General features: G+C 60.1%; 11 protein-coding genes. 5 read left to right on the top strand and 6 right to left on the bottom strand.

Annotated elements, in window-relative coordinates:
• Nucleotides 1-37: 37 nt before the first annotated feature.
• Nucleotides 38-1,375, bottom strand: a complete 1,338-nt coding sequence (locus tag ACZ1G7_RS13965; protein WP_472659994.1) for a lytic murein transglycosylase — start codon at nt 1,373-1,375, stop codon at nt 38-40.
• Between the two features lie 268 nt (nt 1,376-1,643).
• On the opposite strand from ACZ1G7_RS13965, the gene ACZ1G7_RS13960 reads away from it, so the two are divergent.
• Entirely contained in the window at nt 1,644-1,925 is a 282-nt protein-coding gene (locus ACZ1G7_RS13960; RefSeq protein WP_472659993.1) for a hypothetical protein, read from the top strand.
• A gap of 38 nt (nt 1,926-1,963) precedes the next feature.
• On the opposite strand, the gene rnr is transcribed toward ACZ1G7_RS13960, so the two are convergent.
• The 3 genes from rnr to dapE are packed head-to-tail and all read right to left on the bottom strand — an operon-like array spanning nt 1,964 to nt 5,960.
• Nucleotides 1,964-4,219: a ribonuclease R gene (gene rnr / locus ACZ1G7_RS13955; RefSeq protein WP_472659992.1), complete on the bottom strand. Its 2,256-nt coding sequence runs from the start codon at nt 4,217-4,219 to the stop codon at nt 1,964-1,966.
• 36 nt (nt 4,220-4,255) lie between these two features.
• Nucleotides 4,256-4,843: a TIGR04282 family arsenosugar biosynthesis glycosyltransferase gene (locus ACZ1G7_RS13950; protein WP_472659991.1), complete on the bottom strand. Its 588-nt coding sequence runs from the start codon at nt 4,841-4,843 to the stop codon at nt 4,256-4,258.
• A complete protein-coding gene (gene dapE, locus ACZ1G7_RS13945; protein WP_472659990.1) occupies nt 4,812-5,960 on the bottom strand; it encodes a succinyl-diaminopimelate desuccinylase in 1,149 nt (382 codons plus the stop codon). Before dapE ends, ACZ1G7_RS13950 begins: the two co-directional genes overlap by 32 nt.
• A gap of 295 nt (nt 5,961-6,255) precedes the next feature.
• Between dapE and ACZ1G7_RS13940 the strand changes: the two genes are divergently transcribed.
• Together ACZ1G7_RS13940 and ACZ1G7_RS13935 are read left to right on the top strand one after the other, a co-directional pair.
• Entirely contained in the window at nt 6,256-7,836 is a 1,581-nt protein-coding gene (locus ACZ1G7_RS13940; protein WP_472659989.1) for a Hint domain-containing protein, read from the top strand.
• A 135-nt stretch (nt 7,837-7,971) separates the two neighbouring features.
• Complete coding sequence (locus tag ACZ1G7_RS13935; protein ID WP_472659988.1) at nt 7,972-8,619, top strand: Hint domain-containing protein; 648 nt, start codon at nt 7,972-7,974, stop codon at nt 8,617-8,619.
• Between the two features lie 11 nt (nt 8,620-8,630).
• Here the strand turns inward: ACZ1G7_RS13935 and ACZ1G7_RS13930 are convergent, their stop codons facing one another.
• Entirely contained in the window at nt 8,631-8,966 is a 336-nt protein-coding gene (locus ACZ1G7_RS13930; protein WP_472659987.1) for a hypothetical protein, read from the bottom strand.
• Nucleotides 8,967-9,051: 85 nt separating this feature from the next.
• Here ACZ1G7_RS13930 and ACZ1G7_RS13925 point away from each other — a divergent pair, with 85 nt between their 5' ends.
• Nucleotides 9,052-10,104, top strand: coding sequence for a transporter substrate-binding domain-containing protein (locus tag ACZ1G7_RS13925; protein WP_472659986.1), 1,053 nt, complete (start codon nt 9,052-9,054; stop codon nt 10,102-10,104).
• 3 nt (nt 10,105-10,107) lie between these two features.
• Here ACZ1G7_RS13925 and dapD read toward each other — a convergent pair whose 3' ends face one another.
• Nucleotides 10,108-10,935, bottom strand: coding sequence for a 2,3,4,5-tetrahydropyridine-2,6-dicarboxylate N-succinyltransferase (dapD, locus tag ACZ1G7_RS13920; RefSeq protein ID WP_472659985.1), 828 nt, complete (start codon nt 10,933-10,935; stop codon nt 10,108-10,110).
• A 231-nt stretch (nt 10,936-11,166) separates the two neighbouring features.
• On the opposite strand from dapD, the gene ACZ1G7_RS13915 reads away from it, so the two are divergent.
• Complete coding sequence (locus tag ACZ1G7_RS13915) at nt 11,167-11,784, top strand: choice-of-anchor C family protein (RefSeq protein ID WP_472659984.1); 618 nt, start codon at nt 11,167-11,169, stop codon at nt 11,782-11,784.
• The last annotated feature ends 99 nt before the right edge of the window (nt 11,785-11,883 follow it).

Raw genomic sequence — 11,883 nt, 5'->3', positions numbered from 1 at the left:
GCGCCAAGCAAAAGCGCGCGCGCAGCGCTCCGTTGGATTACCGCAACCGCTCCAAAACCCGCAGGCTGGCATAGCCATCCGGGATCAACCCTTCGGACCGCTGATAGGCCCGCACCGCATTGATTGTCAGCGGCCCGATTTTGCCGTCGATCTTCTTGGTGTCAAAGCCGCGCGCGGTCAGCCGTCGCTGCAACTCCTTGCGCTCGGCAAATTTCAAGGCGCGGTCGCCGCGCGGCCAGCTGGCTTCAATCGGCCCGGCCCCGCGTATCCGGTCCGACAGGTGGCCCACCCCAATCACATAAGCATCGGCCGTATTGTATCGCTCGATCACCTCGAAGTTCTTAAAAATCATGAAGGCCGCGCCCTGCGCGCCCGCCGGAAGCAGGATCGATCCCACGCCGTGGTCGGGCACAACCCGCCCATTCATGCCTGTCACACCCAAAGCCCCCCAGGCGGACGGCAATTTCAACGTCTTGCGATTGGCCAACGTATAATCAAACCCGTCCGGCAACCGCACCTCAACTCCCCAGGGCTGGCCCGTCACCCAGCCAAACCGCGCCAGATAATTAGCGGTCGAGGCTAAGGCATCCGACGGATCATCCCCCCAAATGTCGCGCTTCCCGTCGCCGGTGAAATCCACCGCGTAATCCAGATACGAGGTCGGGATAAATTGCGTGTGCCCCATCGCACCCGCCCAGGACCCGGTCATTGACCGCGGCGCCACGTCGCCTGATTGTAAAATCTTCAATGCCGCAATCAGCTGCCCTTCGAAAAACGCACCGCGCCGCCCGTCAAAGCTCAGCGTCGCAAGCGATCCGATCAGATCCTTGCTGCCGCGAAACGTCCCATAGGCGCTTTCCAGCCCCCAGACCGCCGCCACCACATGTTTGTCGACGCCGTATTTTGCCTCAATCCGGTCCAACACTGCGTTATGTTTGCGCAACGCCGCGCGGCCATTGGCGATACGCGTGTCGCTGGCCGCAGAATCTAGATAGTCCCACAGCGTTTTGGTAAATTCCGACTGGTTGCGGTCGCGCTTGATCACATCCGGATCGTAAGTCACGCCCGCAAAGGCCCGGTCAAACGTCGCACCTGTGATGCCCTTGGCCAAAGCGCGGCCCCGAAACCCTGTGATCCAGTTCTGAAACCGCGCGTTTGAAGCCACGTTCACCACCGGACCCTCGGCCACGGCGCGTATCTGGGGTCGCAAGGACCGCGCAACGCCCCCCATTTCGGCGCCCACCAAAGCCACACCGGCCGTACTGGCGCGGGAGACCTCGGCAATCGGCCGAAACTCCGGACGCGGGGAGTTCTCCGCAGCAACGCTCGGGTCCGCCAGGAGCACCAAAGCCAGAAATGTCGCAAATCTTTTCATGATGAAACCGCCCGGATTTTTCCGATTATTGTTGGCCTTACGATAGCTCGAAAATGATGCCCAAGGAACCCGCTAAGTTGTCGCCCTCCGTAGGGCCAACAATTGGGACAAAACAACTTGCCAGCAAACAAACGCGCTCCGCGGCGACGTAGGTCGATGTTTCAGGCAAAGGCTGCTTTGCGGACGAAGCTGCCGTTGACTTGGCAACACTTCTTTCGCTTAATGCCCAAATGGTTTTCGAGTAGATATCACGGATTTGGAGTATCACTTGGGTCGTCCGACGAAATTTGATGGCATGGTGCATGACGTTTGTGCGGGGATGGGTTTTTGTGGTGGTGTCGTAGACGGAAGGCCACGCCATATCATTGATTACATACCGTTATCTGGCGTTGTGACGGCAGACCAGTTTGCTTCCTGGGTGCTGGAGGCCGAAGGTATGTCGTCAGAACGAGGCGACCCGTTCTGGTCTGACTTGCGTGCCGTGTTCATAAAGCACATGGGAAGTGAAGCAGTCGGTGCCGAAGCCCTTAAAGGCGGACTTTACAGATAACACTTTGGGGCTCAAAGCGGACATTCAGAGCCACGCCCTTACGTCCGTCGCGCCGCCTTTTTGCGCAGCTTGCTGCCCTTTTTGCGGCTTTTGACCAGTTTGCGCTTGCTGCCACCCGAAGGCCTGCCGCCGCTGGGTCCACGCGCCATTTTGCGGCCCTCAACGTCCAGCAGCTCCAGCGTTAGCCCGCCCGTCATCGGCGTGGCCTCCGCGATACGCACGGTGACGCGCTGCCCAAGGCCCAGAACCAGCCCCGATTTCTCGCCCCGCAGCGTTTGCGCGTCGCGATCAAACTGGAAGTATTCGCGCCCCAAGCTGCGCACCGGCACCAGCCCGTCCGCGCCCGTTTCATCAAGCTTCACAAACAACCCAAAGCTCACAACGCCAGAGACGCGGCCTTCAACTTCTGTCCCAATCCGGTCCGACAGGAAGGACGCCAGATACCTGTCCGTCGTGTCCCGCTCCGCCACCATGGAGCGCCGCTCGGTCGTGGAAATATGCTCGCCAGTCTCCTTCAACCCCTCCTCAGCCGCCGCGTCGAGGCCGTCATCGCCCCAGCCATGTGCCGCGATCAAAGCGCGGTGCACGATCAGGTCGGCATAACGCCGGATGGGTGAGGTAAAATGCGCGTAGTTGCGCAAGGCCAGCCCAAAATGTCCGAAGTTTTCGGGCGCGTAATAGGCCTGCGTCATGGACCGCAAAGCACTGATATTCATCAGCTCCGCGTGTTCCGTGCCCTCGGCCTGTTCCAACAGGCGGTTCAGATGCCGTGTCTGCAACACCTGGCCCTTGGCAAGGTTGAACCCCGCGCTGCCGGCGATCTCCCGCAGACTTTCCAGCTTCTCAGGTGACGGCTCCTCATGCACGCGGAACAGCAGCGGCATTTTCTTTTCATCCAGCGTCTCGGCGGCGGCAACATTGGCCAGCACCATGAATTCTTCGATCAGCTTATGGGCGTCTAGCCGGTCGCGAAAGGCAACGCTTGTCACATTGCCATCGTCATCCAGCTGAATGCGCCGTTCCGGCAGGTCCAGCTCCAACGGTTGGCGCCGCTCCCGCGCCGACTTCAGCGCCGCATAGGCCGCGTATAGCGGCGCAATCACGCCCTCCATCAGCGGGGCCACTTTGTCATTTGGCTGCCCGTCTTGGCCGGCCTGCACCTCCTCATAATTCAGAGCAGCGGGGGAGTTCATGAGCCCCCGCACAAACCGGTGCGACAGCTTGTTGCCCTCCGCGTCCAGCACCATCCGCACCGCGACGCAGGCCCGCTCTACACCCTCATGAAGCGAGCACAGATCGCCTGACAACGCTTCTGGCAGCATCGGCACGACGCGGTCCGGGAAATAGGTCGAATTGCCCCGTTTCCGGGCCTCGATATCCAGCTTCGATCCGGGCCTCACGTAATGCGCCACATCCGCAATCGCGACCCAGACCACATGGCCGCCGGGGTTTTTGGGGTCATCATCCGCGCTTGCAAAACATGCGTCGTCATGGTCGCGCGCGTCGCTGGGGTCAATCGTCACTAAGGGCAGGTCGCGCAAATCCTCGCGCGCGCCCAGAACGACTGGCTTGGCGGCCTCCGCCTGCGCAATCACATCCGCCGGAAATTCATCGGGAATGTCGTGCTGCTGGATCGCAATCAACGACACGGATCGCGCCGCGCCCGGATCGCCCAGCCGTGCCACCACCTTGGCCACCGGAAGCCCCATTCGCGCTTTCGGCCCGGTCTGTTCGGCTTCCACCAGCTCGCCGTCTTTTGCGCCCTCGGTCGCACCGGCAGGCACCCTCCATTCCTTGTCAGACCCTTTGTCAATCGGTGTGATCCGCCCGCCCTCAGACGCGGCTTTGAAAATCCCCAGAACCTTTTGCGGCCCGGTCCCGATGCGCCGGATCAGACGTCCTTCATAGGCGTAACCCTCGCCCGCAACTTTCGTCAGCCGCGCCAGAACGCGGTCGCCTGCCGCAAGAGCGGGGTCGCCCTTCTTCTCGATGAACAGGATCCGCGGGGCGTCGCCGTCGCCCTCCCACTCCACCGGGGCCAGAAACAAGTCGCCATCCCCGTCCGCGCCCATCACGCGGCACACGCTGACGGGCGGCAGGCTGTCGGGGTCGCGGAACGTCTTGCGCCGCTTTTCCAAATGCCCCTCGGATTCCAGTTCCTTCAGGATGCGTTTCAGGTCGATCCGCGCCTGACCCTTGATGCCAAACGCCCGCGCAATGTCGCGTTTCGAGGTCTTGGTCGGGTTGTCAGAAATCCACTGCAGGATGTCGGCTTTGGTGGGAAGTTTGCTCATGGTTCAACGCCTAACACGCGCGCTGATCGGGCGCACTCACAGATCGTCAACCGTGTCCACATCGCGCAACACCGCCACCTCGGCAATACGCAACCCGCGCAGACTGGCCTTGCTGTCGGCCAAAGCATCCGCACTCGACCAGCGCACGCGATCAAACATCGCCCTCGGCGGGCGGGCCTTCAAACCAACCAACCAATACCCGCCATCTTCCGACGGCCCGAACACCGCATCCGCCGCGCCCAAAGCGGCAAAAGCCTCAGCAATATGAGGACGACGAATGCCCGGAATATCCGCGCCAATGATGCACACCGGCCCCGGCGGGGCATTCATGAACACGCGCTTCATACGGTCACCCAGATTGCCCCCACCTTGCGGGATACGCGGCAAAGAGACAGGCCAAACCCGGCTCAACAGACCTTCCCGATCCGGGGCAACGGCCAAGACGACGTCCCAACGCGGGTCGCTCACCTCCCGCAACAGCCGCCGTACTTGATGGCGAAACCACCACGCGGCGGCGATCAGACCAATGCCCGCACCGAGCCGCGTCTTGACCCGGCCCGGGCGCGGCTCCTTCACCATGACAACGAGGGTTTTATGCAAAATAATCCCGCAAAATGCGGCCATAAATCGCCTTCAGCTGGTGGATTTGCGCGATTTCAACGCGCTCATCAACCGCATGCATGGTCTTGCCCACAAGGCCAAATTCCACCACCGGGCAATGATCCTTCACAAACCGCGCGTCGGAGGTTCCGCCCGTCGTCGACATCTCCGGCACCACGCCGGTTTCGGCCTCAACAGCCGCGCCGATCAGCGCCGACAAGGCGCCCGGCGGCGTGATAAAGCTCTCCCCGGAGACCTTGATCGCCACCTCAACACCCGCGCCGCTTTCCTCAGCGATCCGCGCGGCCTCCGCCCGCAGCCAGTCCGATACTGATGCGGAGCTATGCGCGTCATTGAACCGGATATTCACCGTCGCGCGACACAGGGCCGGGATCACATTTGTCGCCGGGTTGCCCGTATCAATCGTGGTCACCGCCAGAGTGGAGGCATCGAAATGATCGGTCCCCTGATCCAGCTCATGGGTGGCCAGCCGGTCCATCAGCCGCGCCATCACCGGCACCGGGTTCAACGCCCGGTGCGGGTAGGCGGCATGGCCCTGCTTGCCGCGCACGGTAAAAAACGCCGTCATTGAACCACGCCGCCCGATCTTCATCATATCGCCCATGGTCTCGGGGCAGGTCGGCTCGCCCACAAGGCAGTCGGTCATCCGCTCGCCCTGCGCGGCCATCCAGTCCAAAAGCGCGGTGGTGCCATCTGTCGCAGGCCCTTCCTCGTCGCCCGTAATGGCCAAAATCACCGCACCATCAGGCGGTGTATCTCGCACAAAATCAACGGCGGCGGCGGCAAAGGCCGCGACGCCCGACTTCATGTCAGTCGCCCCACGGCCGTAAAGATACCCGTCCTTCACCTCGGCCCCGAACGGGTCAACGCTCCACGCGTCCAGATCGCCAACCGGCACCACATCGGTATGCCCGTTGAAACCAAAGCTGCGGTTCGCGCCCTTCGCGCCCCATCGGGCATAAAGATTGCTGACCTCGCCGCGGTCCACCCGTTGGCATTCAAACCCGGCGCCGCTCAGCAATGCCTCCAAAAGCGCCAATGCGCCGCCCTCCTCAGGCGTGACGGAGGGGCATTTGATCAGGTCAGCGGTCAGCGCAACCGGGTCAATCTTTGCGGACATCAGGCTATCCTTACGTCAACCATTTCAGGGGTTTAGGTCTCGCATGCGGTCCAAAGGCGCGCAACCGTGGCAAAATTGTGTCATCTGGGTCGCAATCACCCGTGAAATCCTTAATAGAGTGTTAACACCCCTTTCTTTTAAGGCTCCGGGGCCTCTAACTACCCCCAATAACAATGCCCGAGGCAGGGCAAGCGGCGCGCAATAGTGTCGCAGAGCAGATCAAGAGTAAGCATTTCGTGCCAAGGCAAACGCCTTGCATCAGTGGCTCGCCTGCCTTTCGGGGACGGAGGCTGATATGGTCGCAGCGGCAGAGCTGACCTACAACACTGGTGCGTCTGCAGTGCAGATGGCGAATGCGATATTCGGCAACGGCGCCACCGTTGTCGGCGCGACCTATTCAGGGTGGAACCAGTCCTCGGCGATTTATTCAGATGGCGACCTGCTGGCACCATTCGCAACACCGGGCGACACAGGTGTTATCCTGTCGACCGGGCGCGCCAGCAGCTACACCAACTCCACAGGCGACTCCAATCAGCGCACCAACACCACCACCAACACGCCGGGCGCCAACAACGATCCCCTGCTCAATGCGGCCGCAGGAACCAGCACATTTGACGCCAGTATCCTGACGGTCGATTTCGTGCCGGATTCCGACAAAATGTCGATCCAGTTCACCTATTCCTCCGAAGAATACCCAGAATTTGTGAACTCCATCTACAACGACGTCGTGGGCGTCTGGGTGAACGGCAACTATGTCGACATCGCGGTTGGTTCCGGCACGAACAACATTGCCAACATCAATGCGGGCAACAACGCCAACCTCTTCGTCGACAACGGAAATGACGCCTATAATACCGAGATGGACGGGTTCACCCTGTCCTTGACCTTGACGCTGGATGTGAACCCCAACGTGGTGAACACCATCCGCATCGGTATAGCTGATGTTGGCGACAGCAATTACGATTCCAACCTCCTGATCGCCGCCGACAGCATCCAAAGCGACGTGCTGCTGGGTGATGACACCTATGACATCGTCCAGGGCGGCACGCGGACCATCGATGTGTTGGGCAACGATACCGACAACACCGGCGGCACGCTGACCATCACCCATATCAACGGGCAGGAAGTCAACGCAGGCGACACCGTAACCCTGTCCACCGGTCAGGAAATTACGCTCAACGCGGATGGCACCTTTACCGTTGAAACCGACAACGATATTGAAAGCATCAACTTCACATACCAGGCCGAAAATGCCAGCGGCGTGGATGATGTGGCCTTCGTTACGATCAATACGATCCCCTGTTTCGTCTCAGGCACCCGCATTCTGACCGATCGCGGCGAACGCCCGGTGGAGGCATTGCAGGCAGGGGACTTGGTGCAAACTCTCGACAACGGGATGCAGCAAATTCGCTGGGTCGGGCAGCGCACCGTTGAGGCGCAGGGGGTGATGGCGCCCATTCAAATCGCGGCTGGCGCGTTTGGTCCGCATCGCGCGCTCTCGGTCTCCCCCCAGCACCGTGTGATGCTCAGCGACATGACGGCCCAGCTTTACTTCGGGCAGGCCGAGGTGCTTGTCGCTGCCAAGGATCTGGTCAATGACCTGACCGTGCGCCGCGTCGCTGACGGAACCCCCGTCACCTATGTCCACGTGCTGTTTGACGAGCATCAGGTCATCTATTCCGAAGGGTTGCTGACCGAAAGCTTCCTGCCAGGGCCCCAGACCATGCAGGGCTTCGCGCAAGAAACCGTTGACGAAATCTGTACACTCTTCCCCGAAATCGACCCGGAAACCGGGCTCGGCTACGGCGCCGCCGCGCGCACATCTCTTAAGGCCTTCGAAACCCAACTGCTGCTAAGGCAAGCCCATGCAGCATAGCCTCGCTCCATCTCTTGTAGAAATTGTCTCAAAATTTCCACAAAAAGACCCTTTGCGGTTCATGATTTGGTTCAGCTTGTCGCGTACTGGATGGGTGTTGAAGCGGTGTATCCGCTCGTTGTTGGATAAAGAGTTATGACGAAAAACAAGAAACACACGGGCAATAAGCTCGCGATCTTGGGGGCACTCGACGCAGTGTTTGAGGTCAAAGCACAGGTAAACGGCTACGAATTTGACCAAACCCCAGCAAATTGGGGTCCGGCCAATTTGGACGACCGTCCGCAAGCGCAGCCGCATACAGGCTTCTGCGGCGATACGCGTGTCATGACGCCCTCGGGCCCAAAACGCGTCCAAGACCTGACCCCGGGCGACGAGATTGTCGATACTGACGGGCACGCGGCCAGATTGCAGCATGTTTTGCGCACGCCGGTGACAAAAACCGCCATCCTGATGCGCGCGCCCTATTTCGGTCTGAACCAGGACCTCGTGGTCGGCGCGCAGCACCGCATCGCCATCACCTCAGACGCCGCTGATTACTTGTTTGGCGAAGAAACTGTCCTCGTACCGGCCTGGGCCATCAAGGACGGGCGCCGCGCCCAGCATTGGGAATTAGCGCCGAAATCCTGCCTGTATCAGCTGCAACTCGACCGCGCCTGCGCGCTGAAAATAGGCAATTGCGCCGTCGAATCCATGCCCAAATCCGGGCAGTCCGTCGGCAAAATTCTCAGCGAGGCTGAGGCGCGTTGCTTCGCAACCGAATACCGCACAGGCATTCACAGCTAAGCTGATTTCAGCTAGGCGTCGCCGTCTTCAAACAGCGTCGTGGTTTGCGCCACAACAACGGAATTTTCGTCAAGCGCCCTTTGCATCAAGGCGCGCTCATCATCGTCGATGTCATGGCCTTCCGCCAATCGCTCATCCAGGCTGCCATAGCCGGTGACGTCCAACGGCGCCAACCCGGCCTGCTTAAGCAGCGCCACGCATTCGCGCACCGCCTCCGCCTCATCAACACCGCTGGAATAGCACACCAAGGCCGCACCGCTGGCGTCCGCCGGCAGGTCGTCACCTTCTTTGCGCCCGATCTGAACCAGCAAAGTGTATACCTTATGGGTCTTTCCCGACTTGGCCATCATCCACCCCCGTTTGCAGTCCCCCTTGTAAAGGCCATTGAGCCTTTGAGGGCAAGGGGTTAGCCTCCCCGCCGGAGGGGTTCAAATGATACGTATGCTATGTCTCGTCTTTTGGACGATGCTGCCAAATATTGTCGCAGCGCAATCCCAGCAAATCACCGTTTCAACCGTCACCCGCACGCCGTTTTCAATGGAAAACAACGGCGCGCACACAGGCTTCAGTATCGAGCTGTGGCAGCTCCTCTCTGCTGAAATTGGCGCGGAAACCACCTTTCAAAGGGCCGATACCTTCCGCGAAATGCTCGATCAGGTGACCTCCGGCACCGCCGATGCCGCAATCGCCAATATCTCCATCACCGCCGAACGCGAAGCCGCGCTTGATTTCACCCAGCCGATTTTCGACAGCGGTTTGCAGATCATGCTGCCCTATGAGGCGGCGACCGGCTCAGTGCTTGGCGCGCTATTCACCCGCGACATCCTCACTGCCGTGGTCATCGCCATCGGGCTTTTGTTTGGCGCCGGTATGGTAATGTGGGTGTTTGAACGTAAAAGGCAGCCATATTTCGACCGAACCGCCCGCGACGCAATCTTTCCGTCCTTCTGGTGGGCGCTCAATCTGGTGGTCAATGGCGGGTTTGAGGAACGCATGCCCATCTCCCGCCCCGGACGGGTTTTCGCCGTGCTTCTGGTGGTGGCCAGCCTCTTTGTGGTGTCGGTCTTCGTGGCGCAGGTCACCGCCGCGCTCACGGTCAAAGCTTTGCAATCCGACATCTCGTCAATCAATGACCTCGACGGCAAGCGCGTGGGCTCGCTTGATGGCTCCACGGCCGCCTTGTTTCTGGAACAGCGCGAAGTCCGGGTCATCACCTTCGCAAATCTAAACACAATGCTAACCTCTTTTGAGGCGGGCGAGCTTGACGCTGTCTTCTTCGACGGCCCGATCCTGTCTTATTACGCGGCGACGCAAGGCGCCGGTAAAGCGCGCATGATCCCACGCGTCTTCAAGCCGGAAAACTACGGTATCGCTTTGCCCAGTGGCAGCGCGCTGCGCGAACCACTGAACCAAAGCCTGCTCAGGCTGCGCGAAGACGGCCGCTATGACACGTTGCGCAAGAAATGGTTTGGCCTTGGGAACTAGGGCCTAGTCGCGCAGCAGCTCGTTGATACCAGTCTTCGACCGGGTCCGCTCATCCACACGCTTCACAATCACCGCGCAATACAGGTTGATCCCGTTCTTCGACGGCATGCTGCCTGCCACGACGACCGAATAGGGCGGCACCTCGCCATACATGACCTCGCCGGTCTCGCGGTCCACGATCTTGGTCGACTGGCCGATGAACACACCCATTCCCAAAACGGACCCTTCGCGCACGATGCAGCCTTCGACCACCTCTGACCGCGCGCCGATGAAGCAATTGTCTTCGATGATTGTCGGACCCGCTTGCATCGGCTCCAACACGCCGCCAATGCCGACGCCGCCCGACAGGTGCACGTTTTTACCGATCTGCGCGCAGGACCCGACCGTGGCCCATGTATCAACCATCGTGCCCTCATCAACATAGGCGCCAAGGTTCACAAAAGACGGCATCAAAACCACGCCCGGCGCGATAAAGGCCGACTTGCGCACAACGCAATTTGGCACGGCACGGAAACCCGCGGCTTTCCACTGATCATCGCCCCAGCCTTTGAATTTGCTGTCGACCTTGTCCCACCAACCAGTGCCTTGCGGCCCGCCGTCTTGCTGCTCCATGTCCTTGATCCGGAACCCCAGCAGCACCGCTTTCTTGGCCCATTGATTGACATGCCAGCTGCCATCATCTTGGCGCTCAGCAACGCGCAAAGACCCGCCATCCAGCGCGTTCAGCGTGTCTTCAATCGCGTCGCGCTGTTCCCCGGTGGTCGCTGGCGTGATCGTGTCGCGCGCCTCCCAGGCGGCCTCGATTGCGGTCTCAAGTTGGGCGTTGGACATGGGTCATTTCCTCGTCTGAATTTTCCCCGGCAATAGAGGCACGCGCCCTCCGATGCAAGGCGGGTCAGACCCGTGCTTTCCGGGCACAAGGGGCCGCAGGCAAAATATGTCGAAACAATTTGTTCTAAATTTAGGGGGCTGTTTGCACAATTCCGCCGCAATGCAGCCGCCCGCCCGCCGCGTTTTCCCATCAAATCGGGGGCAATATGTAATGTATAGTAGGGTAACGAAATGAAACATGTAATTGCAGCGGGTTTTGCCGCGGCCATGATAAGCACAGGCGCACAAGCCGCCGTGGTCAATGGTAGCTTCGAGGATCCGGGCCGCGTTGTCGGCAACTGGGCCACTTACGGTGTCGGCTCATCCGCTCTGACGGGTTGGGATATTGAACGTGGGTCGATCGACCTGATCAACGCGTTTTGGGAACATTCTGAAGGTCGGTACAGCATCAACATTGATGGTGGCAGCCCAGGCACGATTGCGCAAACTCTGACGGGTTTGAAAATCGGCCAAAAGTACCAGCTGGCCTTTGACCTCGCCGCGAACACAGCGGATCCCAATGATGTGGTCTCCGTGACCGCCGCTGTTGGCGCTGATAGTGGCTCCTTCGCATTCGACAGCACCGGAAAAAGCCGGTCGAATATGGGTTGGCAAACATACACGTTAGGCTTCACCGCGTCCGCCGAAAGCCTGCGGATGAGCTTTGCCTCCGACAGCACAAGTGGCCCCTATGGCGCCGCTTTGGACAATATCACGCTGACCGCTGTGCCATTGCCAGCTTCCGGCCTGCTTTTGCTGGGCGGTGTTGGTGCATTAGTTCTGCGCGGGCGCAAAAAAGCAAACGCATAATCGCGCCTGATATCGCGACATCAGACTTGGCCCGTCCCGTTCAATCGGGGCGGGCCTTTTACGTGGCGCAGCGTGGCACGACGCGTTAGCCTGCCGAAA

It is taken from the genome of Litoreibacter sp. JB4-2, from assembly GCF_055693445.1.
Note: the sequence above shows the minus strand (reverse complement) of the source record. Positions and strands in the feature narration are given on the sequence as shown.

Bases quoted from the DNA above. Each gene is read 5' to 3' on its own strand.
- rnr (WP_472659992.1), bottom strand. From the start codon at position 4,219: ATGAGCAAACTTCCCACCAAAGCCGACATCCTGCAGTGGATTTCTGAC.
- ACZ1G7_RS13965 (WP_472659994.1), bottom strand. From the start codon at position 1,375: ATGAAAAGATTTGCGACATTTCTGGCTTTGGTGCTCCTGGCGGACCCG.
- dapD (WP_472659985.1), bottom strand. From the start codon at position 10,935: ATGTCCAACGCCCAACTTGAGACCGCAATCGAGGCCGCCTGGGAGGCG.
- ACZ1G7_RS13940 (WP_472659989.1), top strand. From the start codon at position 6,256: ATGGTCGCAGCGGCAGAGCTGACCTACAACACTGGTGCGTCTGCAGTG.
- ACZ1G7_RS13950 (WP_472659991.1), bottom strand. From the start codon at position 4,843: ATGGCCGCATTTTGCGGGATTATTTTGCATAAAACCCTCGTTGTCATG.
- ACZ1G7_RS13935 (WP_472659988.1), top strand. From the start codon at position 7,972: ATGACGAAAAACAAGAAACACACGGGCAATAAGCTCGCGATCTTGGGG.
- ACZ1G7_RS13930 (WP_472659987.1), bottom strand. From the start codon at position 8,966: ATGGCCAAGTCGGGAAAGACCCATAAGGTATACACTTTGCTGGTTCAG.
- ACZ1G7_RS13915 (WP_472659984.1), top strand. From the start codon at position 11,167: ATGAAACATGTAATTGCAGCGGGTTTTGCCGCGGCCATGATAAGCACA.
- dapE (WP_472659990.1), bottom strand. From the start codon at position 5,960: ATGTCCGCAAAGATTGACCCGGTTGCGCTGACCGCTGACCTGATCAAA.
- ACZ1G7_RS13925 (WP_472659986.1), top strand. From the start codon at position 9,052: ATGATACGTATGCTATGTCTCGTCTTTTGGACGATGCTGCCAAATATT.